The organism is Parasedimentitalea denitrificans, from assembly GCF_011813015.1.
In the GTDB taxonomy this organism is placed as follows: domain Bacteria; phylum Pseudomonadota; class Alphaproteobacteria; order Rhodobacterales; family Rhodobacteraceae; genus Parasedimentitalea; species Parasedimentitalea denitrificans.
In genome coordinates this window covers 33,327-54,339 of the sequence record NZ_QHLQ01000024.1, presented here as the reverse complement: position 1 = coordinate 54,339, position 21,013 = coordinate 33,327, and the positions used below count along the sequence as shown (strand labels likewise).

General features: G+C 51.5%; 20 protein-coding genes. 14 read left to right on the top strand and 6 right to left on the bottom strand.

Going from position 1 to position 21,013, the window contains the following annotated elements:
• Nucleotides 1-65 precede the first annotated feature (65 nt).
• The 5 genes from DL239_RS18525 to miaA all read right to left on the bottom strand — a co-directional run bounded on the left by DL239_RS18525 (nucleotide 66) and on the right by miaA (nucleotide 6,159).
• Nucleotides 66-1,280: an ABC transporter permease gene (locus DL239_RS18525; RefSeq protein ID WP_167685589.1), complete on the bottom strand. Its 1,215-nt coding sequence runs from the start codon at nucleotides 1,278-1,280 to the stop codon at nucleotides 66-68.
• Between the two features lie 13 nt (nucleotides 1,281-1,293).
• On the bottom strand, nucleotides 1,294-2,340 hold the full coding sequence (locus tag DL239_RS18520) for an ABC transporter permease (RefSeq protein ID WP_167685588.1): 1,047 nt from the start codon (nucleotides 2,338-2,340) through the stop codon (nucleotides 1,294-1,296).
• Nucleotides 2,341-2,456: 116 nt separating this feature from the next.
• Nucleotides 2,457-4,118: an ABC transporter substrate-binding protein gene (locus DL239_RS18515; RefSeq protein WP_167685587.1), complete on the bottom strand. Its 1,662-nt coding sequence runs from the start codon at nucleotides 4,116-4,118 to the stop codon at nucleotides 2,457-2,459.
• Nucleotides 4,119-4,400: 282 nt separating this feature from the next.
• Complete coding sequence (locus tag DL239_RS18510) at nucleotides 4,401-5,207, bottom strand: AraC family transcriptional regulator (protein ID WP_167685586.1); 807 nt, start codon at nucleotides 5,205-5,207, stop codon at nucleotides 4,401-4,403.
• Nucleotides 5,208-5,295: 88 nt separating this feature from the next.
• Nucleotides 5,296-6,159, bottom strand: coding sequence for a tRNA (adenosine(37)-N6)-dimethylallyltransferase MiaA (miaA, locus tag DL239_RS18505; protein WP_167685585.1), 864 nt, complete (start codon nucleotides 6,157-6,159; stop codon nucleotides 5,296-5,298).
• Nucleotides 6,160-6,288: 129 nt separating this feature from the next.
• On the opposite strand from miaA, the gene pyrH reads away from it, so the two are divergent.
• From pyrH to lpxB, 12 genes are all read left to right on the top strand, one after another.
• The gene (gene pyrH / locus DL239_RS18500) at nucleotides 6,289-7,038 is read left to right on the top strand and encodes a UMP kinase (RefSeq protein ID WP_167685584.1); all 750 of its coding nucleotides are present in this window, start codon (nucleotides 6,289-6,291) and stop codon (nucleotides 7,036-7,038) included.
• A gap of 206 nt (nucleotides 7,039-7,244) precedes the next feature.
• Nucleotides 7,245-7,808 (top strand): ribosome recycling factor, encoded by a 564-nt coding sequence (gene frr / locus DL239_RS18495; RefSeq protein ID WP_167685583.1) that lies wholly within the window; start codon nucleotides 7,245-7,247, stop codon nucleotides 7,806-7,808.
• Nucleotides 7,809-7,817: 9 nt separating this feature from the next.
• On the top strand, nucleotides 7,818-8,576 hold the full coding sequence (gene uppS / locus DL239_RS18490) for an undecaprenyl pyrophosphate synthase (RefSeq protein WP_167685582.1): 759 nt from the start codon (nucleotides 7,818-7,820) through the stop codon (nucleotides 8,574-8,576).
• Entirely contained in the window at nucleotides 8,573-9,364 is a 792-nt protein-coding gene (locus DL239_RS18485) for a phosphatidate cytidylyltransferase (RefSeq protein WP_167685581.1), read from the top strand. The genes uppS and DL239_RS18485 overlap by 4 nt, the downstream gene beginning before the upstream one ends.
• Nucleotides 9,364-10,536 carry a 1-deoxy-D-xylulose-5-phosphate reductoisomerase gene (gene dxr, locus DL239_RS18480; RefSeq protein WP_167685580.1) on the top strand — a complete coding sequence of 391 codons (1,173 nt, stop codon included), beginning with the start codon at nucleotides 9,364-9,366 and terminating at the stop codon, nucleotides 10,534-10,536. The genes DL239_RS18485 and dxr overlap by 1 nt, the downstream gene beginning before the upstream one ends.
• 4 nt (nucleotides 10,537-10,540) lie before the next feature.
• Nucleotides 10,541-11,890, top strand: coding sequence for an RIP metalloprotease RseP (gene rseP / locus DL239_RS18475; protein WP_167685598.1), 1,350 nt, complete (start codon nucleotides 10,541-10,543; stop codon nucleotides 11,888-11,890).
• A gap of 393 nt (nucleotides 11,891-12,283) precedes the next feature.
• Nucleotides 12,284-14,677 (top strand): outer membrane protein assembly factor BamA, encoded by a 2,394-nt coding sequence (gene bamA, locus DL239_RS18470; RefSeq protein WP_167685579.1) that lies wholly within the window; start codon nucleotides 12,284-12,286, stop codon nucleotides 14,675-14,677.
• Nucleotides 14,678-14,726: 49 nt separating this feature from the next.
• Nucleotides 14,727-15,302 (top strand): OmpH/Skp family outer membrane protein, encoded by a 576-nt coding sequence (locus tag DL239_RS18465; protein WP_240931966.1) that lies wholly within the window; start codon nucleotides 14,727-14,729, stop codon nucleotides 15,300-15,302.
• Nucleotides 15,303-15,377: 75 nt separating this feature from the next.
• Nucleotides 15,378-15,833, top strand: a complete 456-nt coding sequence (gene fabZ, locus DL239_RS18460) for a 3-hydroxyacyl-ACP dehydratase FabZ (RefSeq protein ID WP_167685597.1) — start codon at nucleotides 15,378-15,380, stop codon at nucleotides 15,831-15,833.
• A gap of 14 nt (nucleotides 15,834-15,847) precedes the next feature.
• On the top strand, nucleotides 15,848-16,633 hold the full coding sequence (gene lpxA, locus DL239_RS18455; protein ID WP_167685577.1) for an acyl-ACP--UDP-N-acetylglucosamine O-acyltransferase: 786 nt from the start codon (nucleotides 15,848-15,850) through the stop codon (nucleotides 16,631-16,633).
• 3 nt (nucleotides 16,634-16,636) lie between these two features.
• Complete coding sequence (locus DL239_RS18450; RefSeq protein WP_167685576.1) at nucleotides 16,637-17,425, top strand: LpxI family protein; 789 nt, start codon at nucleotides 16,637-16,639, stop codon at nucleotides 17,423-17,425.
• Nucleotides 17,422-18,582, top strand: a complete 1,161-nt coding sequence (gene lpxB / locus DL239_RS18445; RefSeq protein ID WP_167685575.1) for a lipid-A-disaccharide synthase — start codon at nucleotides 17,422-17,424, stop codon at nucleotides 18,580-18,582. The genes DL239_RS18450 and lpxB overlap by 4 nt, the downstream gene beginning before the upstream one ends.
• 43 nt (nucleotides 18,583-18,625) lie before the next feature.
• Here lpxB and mnmA read toward each other — a convergent pair whose 3' ends face one another.
• Complete coding sequence (gene mnmA, locus DL239_RS18440) at nucleotides 18,626-19,771, bottom strand: tRNA 2-thiouridine(34) synthase MnmA (RefSeq protein WP_167685574.1); 1,146 nt, start codon at nucleotides 19,769-19,771, stop codon at nucleotides 18,626-18,628.
• Nucleotides 19,772-19,903: 132 nt separating this feature from the next.
• On the opposite strand from mnmA, the gene sciP reads away from it, so the two are divergent.
• Together sciP and ctrA are read left to right on the top strand one after the other, a co-directional pair.
• Complete coding sequence (sciP, locus tag DL239_RS18435) at nucleotides 19,904-20,182, top strand: CtrA inhibitor SciP (RefSeq protein ID WP_167685573.1); 279 nt, start codon at nucleotides 19,904-19,906, stop codon at nucleotides 20,180-20,182.
• Between the two features lie 102 nt (nucleotides 20,183-20,284).
• Entirely contained in the window at nucleotides 20,285-21,004 is a 720-nt protein-coding gene (gene ctrA / locus DL239_RS18430) for a response regulator transcription factor CtrA (RefSeq protein ID WP_167685572.1), read from the top strand.
• The last annotated feature ends 9 nt before the right edge of the window (nucleotides 21,005-21,013 follow it).

Genomic DNA, 21,013 nt, shown 5'->3' with positions numbered 1-21,013 from the left:
TCGGATCCCTTCATCTGGCTTAAAATATCCCGAGGGTCTGGGGGCAGGGCCCCCAGCTACTACCGTCAGTCTTTCAGGCTTTCTTCACGCAGGCCGTCAGCCAGCAAGTTCAACCCTAGAACCAGACTCAAAAGTGCGAGCGCTGGTGGAAGGGCTGGATGCAAATAGATTGACAGCAACTTACGCCCATCATTGATGGTGCTGCCCCAGTCTGGGCTTTCCGGAGCAAGTCCCAAGCCAAAGAACCCGAGTGTCCCTAGAAGGATAATCGTGTACCCAATGCGTAGGCAGAAATCGACGATCAGTGGGCCACGGGCGTTGGGTAATATCTCCCAGAGCATGATGTACCAGGGGCCTTCACCACGGGTTTGCGCCGCTGCAACATAGTCACGGGTTTTGATGTCCATGGTCAGCCCACGAACGATACGAAACACGGTTGGTGAATTTACAAACACTACCGATACAAACACCACCAGTAGGCCAGGATCGATGTCAAAGAAATCTAGCACGCGCGGTAGGCCAATGATTTTATAATCGGGAGTGTTGATAAGATAACCACCGTTGGAAACCAGTTGCAGATACATCCAAGTTGCCAGCCCCAACACGCCGATCAGTAGCGGCGTCCGCAACTTCGGACGTGTGTGAAAGCGTGAGTTTAGCAGTACCGCCAGAAAAATGATCGGGAAGACGAACAGCACAATGGCCATATAGTTCGGAACTCCGGTGGCCACAATTTCCGGTGTCACCAATAGGTAAAACAACAAAATGACCGGGAATGCCAGGATAAGGTTGGCCAGGAAGGATAGGGTAATATCTAGCTTGCCGCCGTAATATCCGGCCGGAAGACCCAAAGTGATACCCACCATAAAGGCAAAAATGGCTGCCAAAGGTGCGATTTTGATGACTTCCCAGGCGCCCTTGATCAAACGGCTGAATACATCTCGGGCCAGATTGTCGCCACCAAGAAGGTACCAGGCATACTCACCTTCTTCGGCACTGCGTACCGGTGTTCCTGGCACCTTGTTCTTCATGCCTGATACCTGAGAAAGGGGATCATGGGTGACAATCATGTCCAGGGCGCCATAGACACCGGTGAACACCCAGAACATCACCAACCCAAAACCGATCATACCAATAGGGCTGTCAAACAGCTTTCCATACAATCCAAGTCGCCGTTTAAACGCGATTGACATCGCATAAAGCAGAATTAGCGATATCCAAACTGGCGAAAGCTGCACCAGAATGCGCGTGATGATCTCAAACGTGCTGAGAGGGTCCATTGCTCTTCCTCCCTTAAGAAATTCGAATGCGTGGATTGAGGTAGACGTAACCGATATCTGAAATCAGCTGTGTCACCAGAACTACCATTACGGATACGACTGATATTGCCAGCAACAGTTCAATGTCATTGTTCCCCGCTGCCTGCACGAGAGCCCACCCAAAGCCTTTGTAATTGAACAGGGTTTCTACAATCACCACCCCGTTCAAAAGCCATGGAAACTGCAGCATGATCACTGTGAACGGTGCGATCAGGGCGTTTCGCAGGGCATGTTTAACAACCACGTTGTAGAAACTGACACCTTTCAGGCGAGCGGTTCGGATATACTGCGCCGTCATCACTTCGGTCATCGAAGCACGAGTCATGCGAGAGATATAGCCCATCCCATACAGGGATATGGTGAGGACTGGTAGAAAGAAGTTTTCAAATGTCGCGTTTTCCATTGCCGAAGTGGCGGTGCCTTTGAACCATTTCAGCCCAACTGCAGACGAGGCAAACACAGCAATAAAGATTACCCCGGAGACGTATTCCGGTGTTGCTGTCGTGACGATTGAAAAGGTCGACAGAACCCGGTCAAGCTTGGATCCCTCTCGCATTCCGGACAAAACGCCGATGATCAATGCCATTGGGATCATCAGTAACATAACCCACAGCATCAGTTTGCCTGTGAGCGCTAGTTTCCCGAGTACTTTGCCAGCGACATCAGCTTCAAAAAAGATGGAGTATCCCCAGTCACCTTGCAGCAGACCGCAGCGAGACGGTGCTTCGGCCGGGGCTTGTCCATGATCTATGCAGCGCCCTGTGACTTTGCCTTCGTCGTCTGTATGGGTCCAACCTTTAGCCAGCCCTAGCCACTCGGCGTAGCGAGTTAGCATTGGTTGGGCATAGCCGTTTTTCTCCAGCCAACTCACAACTTCAGGCTCGGTCATCCGGGCGTTTCCCTGAAATTTCGCGATCTTCTCAAGGTTGGGCTGAAGATTGGTCAGAAAAAAGACAATCAGGGTGAGCGCCAGAGCGGTCAAAAACATCACGCCAAATCGTTGTAAAATAAACCGTCCCATTGCGGCGTGTCCTTCTGGTGCTTGAAGACTGCGTTTACACAGCTTGCTGAGTGCCAATAGGGCAAGTACGGGGCCACCGGTACCGGCAGCCCCGCTAACATCAAATCCGTATCAGATCAGGCTTCCCAGCCGATGTTTTGATACTTGATTTCGAATTGTGCATGTACGCCTGCATTGACCAAGCCCGGACGTGCGTGATTGTACACCGAGCGCCAATATGGCTGAATGATAACGCCTTCACTCTGCATGATCTCTTCGAGACGCTTCATCAGAACTCGACGTTGATCAGCATCAGCAATAGCGCTGGCCTCAACCAAAGTGTTGTCAAATTCTTCATTAGAGAAGCCGGTTTCGTTCCATGGCACGCCAGATTTGTACGCCAGTGCAAGAACCTGAACGCCGAACGGACGTTGGTTCCATGTGGTCGACGAGAACGGGAACTTTGCCCAATCATTCCAGAAGGTTGATCCCGGCAGCACTTTACGGGTGACGTTGAAACCTGCATCGCGCAACTGGGCGGCTACAGCATCACTGGTGTCTTTTTCGAACCCATCATCCAGCGAGATGATTTCGTGTTCGAAATCAGCCATTCCAGCTTCCTTCATCAAGGCCATCGCACCAGCTGGGTCCACTTTTTGAGGTGGAAGTTCGGCATATTCCGGGTGGATCGGGCTGACGTGGTGGTTCTCGGCGGCCTTCCCGCGCCCTGCATAGCCAAGCTCTAGGACAACCTCGTTGTCGACAGCCATCGCCAATGCGCGACGTACACGCACATCAGAATATGGCTTTTGTCCGTCAACCTCAGTTGACTGGTTCGGTCGAACAACGATTGTTGCGGCAGTAGATGCCTCAGCGCGGACCATATCCAGACCATCTAGGATATCGATGAAGTCGCCGACAGACTCATAAGTCATATCTACTTCTTCAGCCTCAACCGCTGCCATGATCGTGGCTGGGTCAGTGCCGTAGTCAATGAATTCAATGCGATCCAAGTACGCGCCGTTGCCTTCATTCCACCATTTGTGGTTCTCATTTCGAACCATTACGGCCTTTTCACCTACATCATAGCTTTCTGGTAAGTAGGGACCTGTTCCGATCGGGTTGTCGATTGGGTTGCCGCCGTCCAGCGACGGGTGAGTGATTGCTGCTGGGTAGTCTGCGATGCCGGCTAGGATTGTGATGTCCGGGTAGGGCAGGTTCAGTACAACAGTGTGCGAATCTTTGGCGACGATGCTGCCTTCGATTGCTTTCTTGGTGTCGGGGTCGACCAATGGACCCATACGGGTCGCCATTGAGTTGCCTTCGACATTGCCGTCACACCAAAGGTTGAAGTTATGGACAACGTCGTCGGCGGTGAATGGGTCACCATTGTTCCAGGTTACACCCTTGCGTAGGTTGATGGTGATGGTTTTGGCGTCATCACTGGTTTCCCAGCTTTCCGCCAGAACAGGTGAGAACGAACCGTCGTTGTTGTAGTGGATCAGATGTTCCAGCCAGCCCCGAGTCATATTGCCCATTTCGGACCACTGATACAGGCGTGGCTCTGACATACCATGAACTTCCATCTGGATGCGCAGAGTGCCGCCCATTTTAGGAGTCCCCATGGCGCGAGCCGGGGCGTTCAGACCGATAAGACCGTAGGCTGCAGCTGACGTTACACCCAAAGCCGTCGCGCGTGTCAGGAATTCGCGCCGATCCAATTTTCCGTCAAATACTTCCTGTGCGTGCATTTCTGCAGCCCAGTGAATCGAATCGACATTGTTGATCTTGTTAGACATTAAAACTCTCCCTGTCGCACCGATGGGATAAAGAGCACTGCAATCCACAATTTTTAAAATGTGGATCAGGCTATAATAGATGCGGCTTATAGTTTTGGCTTCCCCATACATAATATACGGCCCTAGTTGCGAGGGTAGGTCAATGCTTTCAATGGACTCTTTTGGGCAAAACGCGACATTTCCCCGTCGTTTTTCAACTTTTGGGGGTCATACTAGTCACATGTGTCTACTGCTGTGCGTGCAACTCGGAGACACGCTTGGACTAAATTTGATATCAAAGAATCAATTGCGAGATTGTTTTCGCAAAGCCCGCGGGGTCTGATTGGTATGCTGGGTGATGAACCGTGTAAAATAGGCAGAACTGCTGAAATTCAGGCGAGTTGCTATTTCCTGTATCGGCAAATCACTTTCAATTAGCAGGCAACGCGCTGCATAAAGCTGTCGCTCTGTCAGTAGGCCGGCAGCTGTGGTTCCTGTCTCGGCTTTTATGACGCGTGTCAGGTGTGTTGCGGTAACACCCAGGGCAGATGCATGATCAGACATACTAATGTTGTCGCCATAATACTGTGAAATGCGAGCACAATACGCCTGAGTTAAACGGTGCGCTGCGCTATGCTTGGGTTTTGCGGCTTCGTCACTGTGGTTCTGCCGTCGCAGCAGAATCCCGATCAGTTCACCATTTGCCTGCATGGCGCGGTGCCACATTGTTTCTCGTGCATTTTGTTCGTGTTGCATGGTGTCCAACAGGGCCGTCAGACTTGTTTGCTCATTCAGGTTATTGATGCGCAAATGCTGTGGTCGATAGGGCAGGGCGATTGCATTTGAGGCAGGCACCAACAACGCTTGCCCAAGACAACCACGCCCTAATTCCAAAGACATCAAGCCGCCAGCTGGGACGAATAAGGCATTATGGGCGCCAAATCCGCGGCGCGTACCATCCAGAAGGACCCGACCTTGGCCACGGGTGATCCAGACTAGAACATGTGTGTCTCGATCATGGGCCAATTCAATTTGCCACTGCCCGTCAGGGTAGAGACCAGAAAGCGGAACAACTTGGATTTCTTCTAGTGGGTTTGGATCATATGGCATAATAATGTATTCGAAAACCTTGTTTCTACAGAACCTTACACATGGGAACTCGATTCTGACAAGGCACTGAAAATGACTGTGGTAATTACTACCTATCCGGCGAGTAAGCTGTCCAATCCTTCATTTTTGAACGAAACCAAGTGCGCTGACGTTTGGCAAACTGTCGTGTCGCGATTGACGCCTTTTCGCGTGCCTGGTCAAGCGTCAGGCTGCCGTTAAGGTGGCCCATCAACTCGGGTACGCCGATGGCACGGCAAGATGGCAGGTTCGAATCATAGCGATCAAGCATTGCTCGAGCTTCCTCGAGAGCGCCTTGGTCTAACATAAGGTCGAATCTTTGCCGGATACGCATTTCCAGCCAAGCCTTGTCGACATCGAATACCAACGCCGCACAGGATTCGATGGGTAGCAGAGGTGGAGGTGTCTCATCTTGCCAGACCGAGAGAGGTTTCCCGGTGGTTTGCTGAACTTCCCAAGCACGTTGGACCCGTGCTCTGTTCTTTACATCAATCCTTACCTTGGTTTCGATATCTAAGACGGCGAGCATGTCTTCTATCGGAAGGTCGTCGCCTTGTAATCGTACGGCCGAGGGAGTCGGGGGGATATCCGCCATGCCAACGGTTAAAGCGGTGTAATACAGGCCTGTTCCTCCGATTATGATCGGTCGACGGGGACCCGACAGTAGGGGTTTGATTTCGCGCAACCAGTGGCCTGCTGAATACGTCGCATCAAATGGAAGGTGGCCATACAGAGCATGGTCAGCCGTGAGTTCCTCTTCGATGGAGGGGCGTGCCGTGATTACGCGCCAACAGTCATATACCTGACTTGCATCCGCATTTATGATTACCCCGCCTTGTTTCTGTGCGATCTCTAGCGCTAGGGCGGATTTACCTGAGGCGGTAGGACCAGCAATCAACACAGGTTGATCCGGGGAAATTTTCGGAAACGTCATAGTTATTGTCCTGGCCTGCGAAAAAATGACACAGATTTGCGATCAAACTGTGCCAACTTCCATTGAACATGGCACTGATATGCGCCATTTTGCCCGGCAGATTAACCCCGACACATTCCGGAGCGCAACATGCCCCTTACCACCGATCAGTCGAGCGGCCCCACCGCCTCAACCTATAAACGCGTGATGCTAAAGATTTCAGGCGAAGCGCTGATGGGGGATCAGGGGTTTGGCCTGAATCCTCCGACAGTTCAACGCATCGCTGAAGAAGTGAAGTCAGTGCATGACATGGGCGTCGAGATTTGCATGGTCATTGGCGGCGGTAACATTTTTCGCGGGCTGTCGGGATCCGCTCAGGGGATGGAACGCACTACCGCTGATTACATGGGCATGTTGGCGACGGTGATGAATGCACTTGCGATGCAAAGTGCACTAGAGGAACTTGGGGTCTTCACACGGGTGATCTCGGCTATTCCGATGGATCAGGTTTGTGAGCCTTACATACGCCGTCGGGCTGTTAGACACCTCGAGAAGAAACGGGTCTGCATCTTTGCTGCTGGTACCGGAAACCCTTATTTTACGACTGATACGGCCGCAACACTGCGTGCTAATGAAATGTCCTGCGAAGCGATTTTTATGGGCAAGAACGGCGTTGACGGCGTGTATGATAAAGATCCTATGGAGCACGCTGACGCGGTGCGATACGATAATGTTAGCTATGATGACGTGCTGGTAAAACGTCTGCGTGTCATGGATGCTTCGGCGATCGCCTTGGCGCGAGACAACAACCTGCCACTGATCGTATTCGGTTTGGATGAACCTGGCGGATTCCGTGGAATTCTAGCGGGCGAAGGAACCTATACGCAGGTAGCCGGGTAAGTAATTTTGCAGATTAGCAGGTTCGGAGTTCCGCGAAAATCCGGCCTGTTATCTTTGATAGATGCAGTTGTATAGTGGCTGAGATACTGTAGTCGAAAGTTGAATTCATTCGTTGAGACGGATTTCAGTGCCGAGATTGCTATACAACGCGAAGCCAATGGCTTATGAGCCTAGAAAACATAACCTGACGACGGGGAATGAGCAGCATGTCTGACGATTTTATTCTCGATACCGATGATCTACAGCGCCGCATGGACGGTGCTATGGCAAATTTGAAAACTGAATTTGCCAGCTTGCGTACAGGCCGTGCTTCGGGCTCGATGCTTGAGCCAATCATGGTGGATGCATACGGATCGCAAACTCCAATCAACCAGGTCGGAACGGTCAATGTGCCCGAGCCGCGTATGGTTACGATCAACGTTTGGGACAAAGGGCTGGTTGGTAAAGTTGAGAAGGCCATCCGCGAGAGCGGGTTGGGTATTAACCCTCAGCTGAACGGCACAATAATCATGCTGCCTATTCCAGAATTAAACGAAGAACGTCGGCGTGAGTTGACCAAAGTTGCGGGTCAATATGCAGAACACGGTCGTGTGTCGATCCGCAATATCCGCCGCGATGGTATGGATCAGATCAAAAAGGCCAAGGCCGACGGCATGTCTGAGGACGACCAGAAATTCTGGGAGGCAGAGGTTCAAGAGCTGACTGATAAGATGATTAAACTTGTCGACTCTAGTCTGGAGAGCAAGCAAGAAGAAATCATGCAGGTTTGACGCCCTAGAATGTCAAATAACGCTGATATCGCACCACAAAACAGTGGCCCATTGCCGTTTGGTAGTGCGGGTCCGCGTCATGTTGCTATCATTATGGACGGTAACGGTAGGTGGGCTCAGGCCCGTGGAAGGCCGCGGCTGTTTGGGCACCATGCGGGTGCAAAAAGGGTTCGAGAGGTTGTCGAAGCCTGCCCAAAGCTAGGTATCGAGTACTTAACGATTTTTGCCTTTTCCACTGAAAACTGGAAGAGAACGCAAACTGAAGTCGCCGGTCTGATGAACCTTTTCCGGCGGTACATTTCTAAGGAAATTGCGGCTCTGGCGACAGAGAACGTTAGGGTGCGGTTCATTGGTGACCGGCTGCGGCTTGATGCGAAATTGGTCAAGCTGATGGATGATCTTGAAGTCGAGACCGAAGGAAATGACGGCACCCATTTGACAGTTGCCCTAAACTATGGCGGGCGGGACGAAGTGGCGAGAGCCACCAAACGTTTAGCGCGCGATGTCGCTGATGGGCATTTGAACCCTGATCATGTGGATGAAGAGACATTGCCGAGGTATTTGGATACCTGTGTGCTACCCGATCCCGATTTGGTGATCCGCACTAGCGGAGAGGCCCGGATTTCAAATTTTCTTCTCTGGCAATCAGCATATTCCGAATATGAGTTCATTGACACGTTGTGGCCTGATTTTACAGCAGCGGAGCTTGGTCGACTGTGTGAACGGTTCGGCCGCCGCGATCGTCGGTTTGGTACGGTGAAGACATGAGTTCTAAGGGTCGCTGGGCTGATCTAGCCCCACGCTTAATTTCGGCCGTTGTGATGCTTGTGGTGGGTAGTTACTCCGTCTTCACAGGCGGTCTGGTATTCGAAGTCCTGATTGCGCTGTGTTGCGGCGGCCTGGTCTGGGAATTGGTCCGGATGCTGGAACCAGAGCAACGTGGAGTTGCCTTGCAATTGGGGCTGCTGGCGGGCGCAGCCACTTTGGCGGCTTCTTTCCTGAACTCCACGTGGACGCTGCCTGTTTTAGTTGCGCCTGCATTGGTAGGTCTTTCGCAGTTGTCTCGACGTCGTGGGTACTACTTTGGCTTTACGCTTTGGGCACTAATTGCTGGGTTTGGATTTATCTGGCTACGGAATGTCTTGGGCATACAGTGGATGCTATGGTTGGTGGGCGTTGTCGTCGTGACAGACGTGGCTGGTTATTTTGCGGGCAAGATTATTGGTGGCCCAAAGTTCTGGCCCCGCGTTAGTCCAAAGAAAACTTGGTCAGGCACAGCAGCAGGCTGGCTGTCTGCTGGGGTTATTGGTCTTTGGTTTGCTCAGGAATTGAACATTGGGGCTGGTCTGGTCGTTCTGTCTGTATTGGTGTCTATGGCCAGTCAGGCCGGAGATGTTGCTGAAAGCGCACTAAAGCGTAAAATGGGTGTCAAAGATTCCAGCGCTTTGATCCCTGGCCACGGCGGCTTGTTTGACCGTTTTGATGGAATGTTGGGAGCAGCGGCCATGGTGCTTATCTTCCTAACACTTTGGGGCCTGCCTAGCGGGACACTGTAATGCGAAAAATCTCAATTTTTGGCGCCACCGGGTCGATTGGTCAGAACACCATCGACCTGATCCGGCGCGATTTGGATTCCTATGATGTTGTTGCCCTCACAGGGGGCGCAAATATCGCTAGGTTAGCGGCTGATGCCAAAGCCCTGAATGCTGAAGTGGCTGTAACCGCTTTCGAAGACCGCCTGGATGATCTGCGAACAGCCCTAATCGGGAGCAGTGTTGAGGCCGCAGCTGGTCAACGCGCGTTGAACGAAGCTGCAGCGCGTCCAGCCGATTGGGTTATGTCAGCAATCGTGGGCGTCGCAGGGCTGGCTCCTGGATTGGAGGCATTGAAACAGGGCGCAACTTTGGCTTTGGCCAACAAAGAGTCACTGGTCTGTGCCGGTTCGTTGTTGTTGGAAACTGCCAAACGCCACGATGCTAGTATCCTGCCAGTGGATAGCGAACACTCGGCAGTGTTTCAGGGGCTTGTTGGCGAAGATATGGATGCGGTGGAGCGGATCGTAATAACAGCCTCTGGCGGAGCATTCCGGGATTGGCCACTGGACCAACTGGGTACAGCGACACTGGCAGAGGCTTCGTCCCATCCCAATTGGGATATGGGTCAACGAATTACAATCGACAGTGCTTCCATGTTCAACAAGGCGATGGAAGTTATCGAAACACGTGAATACTTCGGTGTTTCTCCTGAACAAATTGAAGTTCTTATTCATCCTGAATCAATGGTTCATGCCTTGGTAGGTTTTCAAGATGGCGCGCTTATGGCGCACTTGGGTGCACCGGACATGCGTCATGCAATCGGTTATGCGTTACATTGGCCTGAACGTCGCGACCTTCCAGTGGCTCGGCTTGATCTGGCTAAAATTGGCCAGCTGAATTTTCATACGCCAGATCCCCTTCGGTACCCGGCATTGCAACTGGCATATCAAGTCATGGCGCGTGGTGGTATGATGGGGACGGTTTTCAATGGGGCCAAAGAGCGGGTCTTGGATCACTTCATCGAGAGTCGGATTGGATTCCTGGATATGGCCACCATTGTCGAACAAGTGTTGGAGCACTTTGAGAGTCAATCAAGCCTCATTGATGCCGCAATGACACTTGATAACGTGACGAAGATTGACCAATTGGCCCGGCAACGGGCCGATTTGGTCATTGCAGAACGAACAGGGTAGTATTTTGGACGTAGTTTCTCTCATTCCGCAGTTTGGCGGGTTTCTATATACGGTGGCTAGTTTTGTCATCGCGCTGTCGGTGATCGTCGCTGTGCATGAATACGGCCACTATATCGTTGGTCGGTGGTCAGGAATTCATGCTGAGGTGTTTTCACTTGGGTTTGGCCCAGTGCTGTGGAGCCGGGTAGATAAGCACGGCACCCGGTGGCAGGTTGCTCTGCTTCCATTCGGCGGGTTCGTAAAGTTCCTTGGGGATGCCAATGCGGCGTCTGGCAAGGACGAAGAGACGATGGCGGATGCCGAAGCAGACCCAACACTTCTACGTCGCACGATGCACGGGGCACCGTTGTGGGCTCGATCTGCAACAGTTGCAGCCGGCCCAGTCTTTAACTTTGTCCTCTCGATCTTGATCTTTGCCGGCGTGTTTATGGTCCGCGGTGAGCCAAGAGACCCCCTGACTGTTGGTTCGCTGGTGCCGATCCCCGGGCTGGTCAACGAATTGCAGGAAGGCGATGAAGTTTTTTCGATCGCTGGAATCAAAACGCCCAAAATTTCAGAATCTGAGAAATGGGGCGAATTCCGCCGCCAGGTCCCGTCTGAACAGCCAATGAAATATGGCGTTGTACGTGATGGCGTGGAGATGGTTGTAAATGGCCCAAACTTTGCGCCGTCTGTTGTCACTTCGGTGGTGCCACGTAGCGCTGCGTCAAGCATCGGTGTCATGACTGGGGATGTGATCACCGCTATTGATGGTGAACCGATTGTGGCGTTTGCTCAACTGAAGGGTGTTGTCGAAGCGGCAAATGGCAAAGTTCTTTTGCTGAGCATTTGGCGAGACGGACAAACGTTAGAACTGGCGCTGGCGCCACGTCGCGTTGACGAACCGCAGGCTGAGGGTGGATTTGCTACCAAGTGGCGGATTGGAATCGGCGGAGGTTTGGCATTTGACCTTGTATCAGACAGAACTGGACCAGTGGATGCTCTGACGGCCGGGACCAGCCAGGTCTGGTCGGTCATCGAAACATCTCTGTCAGGACTTAAGCATATGATCTCAGGGGCGATTAGCTCTTGTAACCTTTCTGGCCCACTAGGCATTGCTGAAACGTCAGGAGCTATGGCCAGTCAGGGCGCGCAGAGTTTCATCTGGTTTATTGCGGTTCTTTCTACAGCCGTTGGCCTTCTGAATCTCTTTCCAATACCCGCGCTTGATGGTGGTCATCTGATGTTTTATGCCTATGAGGCAGTTACTAGGAAGCAGCCAAGTGACTTGGCGATGCGGGTGCTGATGACGGTAGGTTTTGGCGCAATTCTGTCACTAATGGTGTTTGCGCTCAGCAACGACATTTTCTGTTAATTGTTATCATTGGACGGCTGTCAAAAATGGTCAGCCGTCCAAATGTGGCCACAATCCCCTGTTAATCTTTTGGAAAGGCGAGCAGCACTGACCTCGTAAGTGTGGTGTCGCGGAAGTCAAAATTCAGAAGGGCTCAGGGTTATGCAGACACTCCAATATTCATATCGCGGCTTGGGTCTCCTTATGCGTTTGAATTGGGATAGAGCCTTGTCGGCCTTCGCCATCTTTATAGCCCTAATGGCCGGAGCTTGGATTGCTGTTGCAGCTTCTGAACAGAGCACGGTTGTATGCAATCCTAAAATTGAATCCTGCTCTTCCTTTTCTAGCTTTTGACAACAGTGCGCAAACCCGATACGCAGTTTTAAAGCTGCTTAGGAAATTGGGTTATTTAATATGCTCTGGGGGACAAACGTGGGTAAATCCTGCGGTGGGTGCCAATCACGCACCAATATATTGTACAAACATGTGTCAGCACTGTCACTTGCTGTCGCTTTGGGTTTTGCCTTTTCGCCGTCGTTTGCCAAAGCGCAAAATTACCGATTTAATTCAGTAAAGGTAGAGGGAAACCAGAGGATTCAAACCTCGACAATCGTTGCCTATACAGGAATTAAGCAAGGCGAAACTGTCAGTGCAGGACGGCTGAATGATGCCTACCAGCACATTCTCGATAGTGGTGTGTTTGAAACTGTTGAACTGGTGCCGCGCGGGAATACTCTGGTTATCAAGGTAACTGAATTTGCGACAATCAACCAAATCAGTTTTGAGGGGAACCGTCGGCTGAAGGACGACGATCTTGTTGCTTTGATCGAGTCTTCTCCACGTCGGGTTTTCAATCCATCGCAGGCCGAACGGGACGCCGCCATTATTGCGGAGGCTTATGGGTCTCAGGGACGCATAGCCTCGCGGGTTACCCCAAAGATTATTCGACGCAGCGATAACCGTGTTGATTTGGTTTTTGAAATAACTGAAGGCGACACCACGGAAGTTGAGCGCGTTTCATTTGTAGGCAACCGAGTCTATTCTGATCGCCGTTTGCGCCGAGTTGTTGAAACCAAACAGGCTGGTTTTCTTCGTGCGCTGATAAACTCCGACACGTTGGTCGAAGACCGGATTGAGTTTGACAAGCAAGTTCTTCGTGATTTCTATCTGTCGCGTGGCTACGTTGATTTTCGCGTGAACAGTGCTAATGCGGAAGTAACCAGTGAAAGAGATGCAGTCTTTCTTGTTGTCGATGTAACGGAAGGGCAGCAATTCCAATTTGGTGAGATTTCGGTTTCCAGCGAAATCGATGAAGCGTATTCGGACGAGTTTTTCGACACGTTGAAAGTCAAGCCAGGCGCGATTTATTCACCTTTGTTGGTTGAAAATGCGATTACCCGTTTAGAGACGCTCGCGGTACGAAAAGGCATTGATTTCTTGCGGGTGGAGCCGCGAATTTCCAGAAACGATCGTGATCTAACTCTGGATGTCGAATTTGTGCTGACCCGGGGGCCAAGGCTGTTTGTTGAACGCATTGATATTGAAGGTAACACAACTACACTTGATCGGGTGATCCGTCAGCGTTTCAAGGCTGTGGAAGGAGACCCATTTAACCCTCGTGCAATCCGCGAGAGTGCAGAACGCATTCGGGCGCTGGGATTTTTTGCATCGGCTGAAGTTGATGTTCGTGAAGGTAGCTCACCTAGCCAGGTCGTTGTTGATGTTGATGTTGAAGAACAGCCGACTGGTTCACTTTCGCTGGGTGGTGCCTATTCTGTCGAAGACGGGATCGGTTTGAGTATTGGGCTGTCTGAGAACAATTTTCTCGGTCGGGGGCAACGGTTGTCATTCAACATTTCGACAGCACAAGAATCGGAAGAATACATATTCGGCTTTACTGAGCCTCACTTGTTGGGTCGTGATCTGAGATTCTCTTTTGATCTCGGTGTTTCGAGATCGGATTCGAGCTTCTCCGAGTATGATACAAAGCGCGCGTTCTTTATGCCGTCACTGGGTTTTCAGTTAGGGGAAAGTTCTAATCTTGCGCTCCGCTATACTTGGGATCGTGATGAAATGCTTAGTCGTGGAGATGATAGTAATGGTGACCCACTCGCAGGGACGGTTGTTCGAAATGAGATAGCCCAGGGCGAGTTGGTATCCAGCGGCATTGGCTTTTCATATACATATGATAGCCGGATCACTGGACTGGATCCAAACGCAGGTTTTTTGGTCGAGCTTGGGGCAGACTATGCAGGACTGGGCGGTGACAACGAATACGTAAAGTCCTCTGCAAGGTTAATTGCACAAAGGCGAGTATTTCACGAAGAGGTAACTCTTCGGGCGACGTTTGAAGCAGGGGCGCTGAGCTGGCTTGGGGATGACGACAGCAGGTCAATTGATCGCTATATCTTGTCGCCAAGAATTATGCGTGGGTTTGAACCTGGTGGTATTGGTCCTCGTGACCAATCACAAATTGGAGCTACCAGCTCTAATTACAACGATTTTCTTGGCGGAAACTACTATGCAGTCGCTCGGTTTGATGCGGAGTTCCCACTTGGGTTGCCAGAAGAATTTGGAATGCGTGGTGGCCTTTTTTATGATATTGGAAACCTTTGGGACCTCTCAAATGTAGACACTACTGGTGGGTCTATAGTCGGTGAAGATGGGTCCTTCCGTCAGGTGATTGGCTTTTCACTTTTGTGGACAACTGGAATTGGCCCGTTGCGTTTCAACTTTTCTAAGGCTTTGCAAAAGGAAACTTTTGACAAAGAACAGAGTTTCGATTTGACGATTCAGGCTCGGTTCTAGGGTTATGAATGTGCGTGCTATGCCATGTTGCCATGGAGTGCTAGCAGGAATGCTGGCACTTTTTGGTGTCCTGCTGGCGCCAATCCAAACTGTAGGGCAAGAGGCATTTGGTTTTAGTTTTGGCAGAGAAACACAGTTAGGTGTCCCGCAAAGCTCTATTCTAACAATTCAGCCGGAGAGGTTGTTTTCCGATAGTGCCTTTGGCCGTCGAGTAACTTTGGAAATTGAGGCCGAAGGTGCAGTGTTGACGGCTGAAAACCGTCGGATTGAGGCTGTATTGCGGGCCGAGGAGCAGTCTCTCTCAGACCGACGGACTTCTATGGATCCGGCTGCCTTTCGGGCTTTGGCAGATGCTTTCGATGAGAAAGTACAAGAGACACGTCAACTGCAAGAGGAAAAGTTGCGGGATATCAACGCAGTAGGGGAGGCTGCTAGACGTGATTTCTTCACCGCGTCGTTGCCTCTGTTACAACAATTGTTGGGTGAAACAGGGGCCGGAGCTATTTTGGATCAATCGTCAGTCTTTCTTAGCTCTGACGCGGCAGATGTCACTGATCTTGCAATTTCCCGTATTGATGCTGTTCTTGGTGATGGTGCTCAGTTGAATGGGAACGTTCAACAATAACAGCGCTAGCTTGCCCAACAGGTGTCGTCTTGCTAGTGACGTCACTGATACTATGACAAGAACAGGATGACCGTTATGACCGCCGAGTTGAAAACAGCTGACATTCAAATGATCCAGCGAATTCTACCGCACCGCTATCCGTTCCTGTTGGTTGACAAAGTACTAGACATTGATGGATTCAATTCTGCTCGCGGAATTAAAAACGTCACCATGAATGAGCCTCACTTTCAAGGACACTTTCCGGGCACCCCAATTATGCCTGGGGTAACAATCGTCGAAGCAATGGCGCAGACTGCGGGCGTTATGATCGGCACAGCCTTTGACATGATGGACAGCAATATGCTGATCTATTTTATGAACATCGATAAGTGTAAATTCCGCCGAAAAGTCGGTCCGGGTGATGTGCTCGAAATGAACATTACCACTGTGCGTGGAAAGCCTGGTGGTAAGATCTGGAAGTTCTCGGGCAAAGCAACCGTAGATGGAGAAGCGGCCGCTGAAGCCGAATTTACTGCTATGGTCGACTTGTAAGAGGACTGAATACGATGAGTCAGATTCATCCTAGCGCGGTTATCGAAGAGGGGGCCGTAATTGGTCAGGGCTGCGTGATCGGTCCATTCTGTCTTGTCGGTGCAGACGTAGAGCTGGGCGATCAGGTGGTTTTGAAAAGCCATGTGGTCGTGACTGGCAACACAAAGATTGGCGACGAAACAGTTATCTTTTCTTTTGCTGTGCTCGGAGAGGTGCCTCAGGACTTGAAATTCAAGGGTGAGCAAAGCCGCACTGAGATCGGTAAACGTAATCGTATTCGAGAGCACGTGACAGTGAATGCCGGAACCGAAGGCGGCGGCGGTGTGACACGGATTGGCGACGATGGCTTGTTTATGGCCGGCTGCCATATCGCACATGATGCCCAAGTTGGTGATCGGGTCATTGTAGTAAATTCGGCTGCTGTCGCTGGGCACTGCGTTCTGGAAGACGACGTGATCATTGGCGGTTTGTCGGGGATCCATCAGTGGGTGCGGATTGGGAAAGGCGCAATTGTTGGCGCTGTAACGATGGTTACTAATGATGTCATTCCTTACGGGTTGGTTCAGGCTCCGCGTGGCGACCTTGACGGGTTGAACTTGGTTGGACTGAAACGTCGGGGTGTTGCTCGTTCTGATATTACAGCACTTCGGGCTGCCTTTCAGATGTTGGCTCAGGGCGAAGGCACGTTTCAAGAACGCGCTCGACGTTTGGCCGATGAGAGTGATAGCGACTACGTTCAGGAAATCGTGGCCTTTATTACCGGCGACAGCGGCCGATCATTTTTGACGCCCGGAGGGTAATCTATGCTAGCGTTAATTGCAGGAACCGGCGCTTTGCCGGGTGAAGTCGTTGCGAATTTGCCGGCAAAACCGTTGATCTGTTCTATGGCTGGGAATGATCCGGCTTCGGTGGAGGTGGATCTTAATTTCCGGTTGGAACACTTAGGTAGTTTCCTGGCTGAGCTAACTGAACGTGGCATAACCGAAATCTGCATGGCAGGTGCGGTGGGACGACCCAAGATAGACCCATCAGCGATTGATGCTGCGACATTTCCACTAGTTCCAGTTTTGCAAGGCGCATTGGGAGCAGGGGATGATGGTGCCTTGCGGGCAGTCATTCAGATCTTTGAAACATCTGGTTTTACTGTAAAGGCGGCGCAGGATGTGGCGCCAGGTCTTTTAATGCAAGCTGGAGTACCAACACAGGTTCAGCCAGGTGAGCTGGACAAGGCTGATGCCTTGCGTGGAGCAGAAGTTGTCATCGCGATGAGCAATGCCGATGTTGGTCAGTCCTGCGCAGTCCGAACACGGCAGGCAATTGCCGTGGAAAATGCCTTTGGGACCGACTGGATGCTGAAGGCTTTGCAAAATCGTCCTGATGGCCAGGGTGGTCTGCTGTTCAAGGCGCCAAAACCTGCACAGGACCGTCGTGTGGATCTGCCAACTATTGGGCCTGCAACAGTTGAAATGGCAGCTGATGCTGGTTTGTCCGGCATAGTTCTCGAGGCTGGTGGGGTGATTGTCTTGGCGCAGGAAGAAGTAATTGCCACTGCTGATCGCCTAGGCCTATTTCTTTGGTTCCGCGAGGCATGAGCCTTCGGGTCTTCATTCTGGCTGGCGAACCTTCGGGCGATCGGTTGGGCGGGGCTTTGATGGAAGGTCTGCATGAGCTTTCCCAAGGGGTAGCCTTTGATGGTGTTGGTGGGCCGATGATGTCGGCACAAGGGCTGACGTCACAGTTTCCGATGGACGAATTGTCAATCATGGGCATTGCAGAAGTGCTGCCCAAGTACCTTCATCTTAAGCGCCGTATTCGTGAAGTCGCAGATGCGGTGATCGCCAGTAAACCGGATGTGTTGATTACGATTGATGCGCCGGATTTTTCGCTGCGCGTTGCCAAGCTTGTAAAAAAATCCAGTTCGATACGCACCGTACATTATGTTGCGCCTTCGGTTTGGGCGTGGCGACCAGGTCGGGCCAAGAAAATGGCCCTTGTTATTGACCATGTACTTGCATTGCTGCCCTTTGAACCAAAATTCATGCAGGCTGCGGGGATGGATTGCGATTTTGTCGGTCATCCAGTGGTTGCCGAAAAGCAAGCGACGAAATCTGAAATCGCTGACTTTCGGTCCAAGGTAGGGTTAGGCGATGCCCCATACGTTCTGGCATTGCCAGGATCGCGCCGCTCAGAGGTTTCTCGGTTAGCACCAGTTTTTGGTGAATCACTGTCAGGTTTCCTAAAATCCAATACAGGCATGCGCGTCGTTGTGCCTGCAGCAGCGCCAGTTGCTGCGCTGGTACGTGAAAGCCTGCAAGGTTGGCCGGAAAATGTCTTGGTGTTGGATCCTAATGACTATGACAGCGAGACGGCTCAGGCCTATAAACGGGCGGCTTTTGCCTCTGCTGAATTAGCCTTGGCGGCGTCCGGTACAGTGTCGTTAGAGTTGGCGGCTGCAAACACGCCAATGGTTATTGCCTATAAGTTTCAGTGGCTGACATGGCGGATTATGAAGCTAATGGCGCTGATTGATACAGTGACCTTGGTAAATCTGGTTACGTGCAGCCGGTTTGTGCCAGAATGTTTGGGGCCGGACTGTACAGCAGAGAACATTGTTGCTGCTTTGACAAAGGTGGCCGGTGATCCGGAAGACCAAAACCGGGCGATGTCGCTGACCATGAGACAGCTAGGGCAGGGTGGAGAGGCCCCTGGCTTGCGCGCTGCGAGAGCCGTGTTGGATCGACTACCCTAACGTTTGCCCGGTGTGGCCACCGGGCAAAGACGAGTTTTCCAGATCAGTACCCGCGCCAAATCCAACCGCCGCCAAAAATCCGGCTACCTTCGTTGGCATAAAAAACGCAGGCTTGACCTGGGGATACGCCTTCTTCAGGGGTCAATAGCTCGACCTCGGCTTCGGTGTCCGAGATTGGTCTGATGATTGCATCACGCGGTGGACGGGTGGAGCGTACTTTAACCGACAGATGCCATTCTTCACGAGAGGTAAACGGCTCGTCGCCCAGCCAGTTAATTTCTCGTACAGGGATCCTACGTGTGGCAAGCAGTTCCTTACCGCCAACAATTACCTGTTTGGTATCGACGTCCAATTTAACGACGTACAACGGCTCACTTAGCCCGCCAATTCCAAGTCCGCGGCGCTGCCCAATTGTATAATGCAAAACCCCATCGTGAGCGCCAAGGACGCGCCCGTTCGCATGCACGATCTCGCCTGGTTCGGCAGCTCCCGGGCGCAGTTTCTCAATCAAACTGGCATAGTTGCCGTCGGGTACAAAACAGATGTCCTGACTATCCGGCTTATCGGCGACTGCCAATCCATACTTTGTCGCCATCTCACGGGTCGCATCCTTACTCGGTAGATGCCCAAGCGGAAAACGAAGGAAGTTCAACTGTTCCGGGGTGGTCGGGAACAGGAAATAGCTTTGATCCCGGTTCGCGTCGGTCGCGGAGTGCAACTCTGCGCCAAATTCACCCATCTTGCGCTGGATGTAATGTCCTGTCGCCATGCAGTCCGCTTCGAGGTCTTTTGCAGTTTCCAGTAGGTCCTTGAATTTGATTCGTTCATTACACCGAATACAGGGAACTGGTGTTGCGCCCGCCAAATAGCTGTCCGCAAACTCATCAATAACGGCATCCTTAAAAATGTTCTCATAATCTAGAACATAATGTGGAAAGCCGTGTTCCTCGGCCACGCGGCGGGCATCGTGGATATCGATGCCAGCACAGCATGCGCCTTTCTTGGCCAGCGCAGCGCCATGATCGTACAGCTGTAGCGTCACGCCAACAACGTTATAGCCCTGTTCAGCCAAGTATGCTGCGACAACAGAGCTGTCGACGCCGCCGGACATAGCCACAACGACACGAGTTTCAGACGGTGGTTTAGCAAAGCCAAGTGAGTTTAGTGGGTGGGGATTATCCAGCGCCATTGGGCGACTCCTGGGGGATTGGGGCAGACGTCGCAGAATATAAGAAAATCCTACAGACTCTCAAGGGGCATGCTTCACTTATCGTTAAGCCGTAGCGGTCAAGGCTGGAGGAGGATAACAAGGGATACGGTGATGTATTTGAAGAAAGTGGACGGGCCGCGGGCAGTAACGCTGCCTGACGGGACTGTTATGACCCACGCTGATTTACCGCCAGAAACGACAAGCCGTTGGGTTGCCTCCCGCAAAGCTGCTGTGGTGCGCGGGGTTCTTTATGGATTGTTGCCTCAAACCGAGGCTATGCAGCGATATGGATTGAGCGAAGAAGAGTTCCGCAGCTGGATTTCTGCGGTCGCGGATCATGGCGTGGATGCATTAAAGACAACAGCGTTGAAAAAATATCGACAAACCTAGGCTCTGACCCATATTAACCATTATGGTAACGGGGCGTTAACCTTTTTCCATCAAGGTTAACGCAACATGAGGGTAAGAGTTTACAGGCGGAGATAAAAGACCATGCGCATACTTCTGGTGGAAGACGATCCAACTACAGCAAAGAGCATTGAACTGATGCTGACCCACGCAAACCTGAACGTCTATGTGACAGATCTGGGTGAAGAGGGTATCGATCTGGCAAAGTTGTATGACTACGACTTGATCCTCTTGGATCTGAACTTGCCGGACATGAATGGGCATGAAGTTCTGCGTCAGCTGCGCCTGTCACGTATCGAAACCCCAATTCTGATTTTGACCGGTGAAGATGATACTGAGAACAAAATCAAAGGCTTCGGGTTTGGTGCTGACGACTACATGACCAAACCGTTTCATCGTGAGGAACTGGTTGCACGTATTCACGCCATTATTCGCCGGTCTAAAGGCCATTCGCAGTCGATTATCAAAACCGGCAAGATCGCGGTTAACCTGGATGCCAAGACTGTTGAAGTTGAAGGTAAATCTGTACACCTGACTGGTAAAGAATATCAGATGCTAGAGCTACTGAGCCTTCGTAAGGGAACTACGCTGACTAAGGAAATGTTCCTTAACCATTTGTATGGCGGTATGGATGAGCCTGAACTGAAGATCATCGACGTATTTATCTGCAAGTTGCGCAAGAAGCTTAGCAATGCGACTGATGGTGAGAATTACATCGAGACTGTTTGGGGCCGGGGGTATGTTCTGCGGGACCCGCAAGAGGATCATCTGACTAACGGTCCTCGACTGGCCGTTGGCGCCTAATAGAATTTG

Bases quoted from the DNA above. Each gene is read 5' to 3' on its own strand.
- DL239_RS18485 (WP_167685581.1), top strand. From the start codon at position 8,573: ATGAGTTCTAAGGGTCGCTGGGCTGATCTAGCCCCACGCTTAATTTCG.
- bamA (WP_167685579.1), top strand. From the start codon at position 12,284: ATGCTCTGGGGGACAAACGTGGGTAAATCCTGCGGTGGGTGCCAATCA.
- uppS (WP_167685582.1), top strand. From the start codon at position 7,818: ATGTCAAATAACGCTGATATCGCACCACAAAACAGTGGCCCATTGCCG.
- lpxB (WP_167685575.1), top strand. From the start codon at position 17,422: ATGAGCCTTCGGGTCTTCATTCTGGCTGGCGAACCTTCGGGCGATCGG.
- DL239_RS18520 (WP_167685588.1), bottom strand. From the start codon at position 2,340: ATGGGACGGTTTATTTTACAACGATTTGGCGTGATGTTTTTGACCGCT.
- sciP (WP_167685573.1), top strand. From the start codon at position 19,904: ATGTATTTGAAGAAAGTGGACGGGCCGCGGGCAGTAACGCTGCCTGAC.
- pyrH (WP_167685584.1), top strand. From the start codon at position 6,289: ATGCCCCTTACCACCGATCAGTCGAGCGGCCCCACCGCCTCAACCTAT.
- DL239_RS18515 (WP_167685587.1), bottom strand. From the start codon at position 4,118: ATGTCTAACAAGATCAACAATGTCGATTCGATTCACTGGGCTGCAGAA.
- fabZ (WP_167685597.1), top strand. From the start codon at position 15,378: ATGACCGCCGAGTTGAAAACAGCTGACATTCAAATGATCCAGCGAATT.
- DL239_RS18525 (WP_167685589.1), bottom strand. From the start codon at position 1,280: ATGGACCCTCTCAGCACGTTTGAGATCATCACGCGCATTCTGGTGCAG.
- ctrA (WP_167685572.1), top strand. From the start codon at position 20,285: ATGCGCATACTTCTGGTGGAAGACGATCCAACTACAGCAAAGAGCATT.
- mnmA (WP_167685574.1), bottom strand. From the start codon at position 19,771: ATGGCGCTGGATAATCCCCACCCACTAAACTCACTTGGCTTTGCTAAA.
- DL239_RS18450 (WP_167685576.1), top strand. From the start codon at position 16,637: ATGCTAGCGTTAATTGCAGGAACCGGCGCTTTGCCGGGTGAAGTCGTT.
- dxr (WP_167685580.1), top strand. From the start codon at position 9,364: ATGCGAAAAATCTCAATTTTTGGCGCCACCGGGTCGATTGGTCAGAAC.
- DL239_RS18510 (WP_167685586.1), bottom strand. From the start codon at position 5,207: ATGCCATATGATCCAAACCCACTAGAAGAAATCCAAGTTGTTCCGCTT.
- DL239_RS18465 (WP_240931966.1), top strand. From the start codon at position 14,727: ATGCTGGCACTTTTTGGTGTCCTGCTGGCGCCAATCCAAACTGTAGGG.
- lpxA (WP_167685577.1), top strand. From the start codon at position 15,848: ATGAGTCAGATTCATCCTAGCGCGGTTATCGAAGAGGGGGCCGTAATT.
- frr (WP_167685583.1), top strand. From the start codon at position 7,245: ATGTCTGACGATTTTATTCTCGATACCGATGATCTACAGCGCCGCATG.
- miaA (WP_167685585.1), bottom strand. From the start codon at position 6,159: ATGACGTTTCCGAAAATTTCCCCGGATCAACCTGTGTTGATTGCTGGT.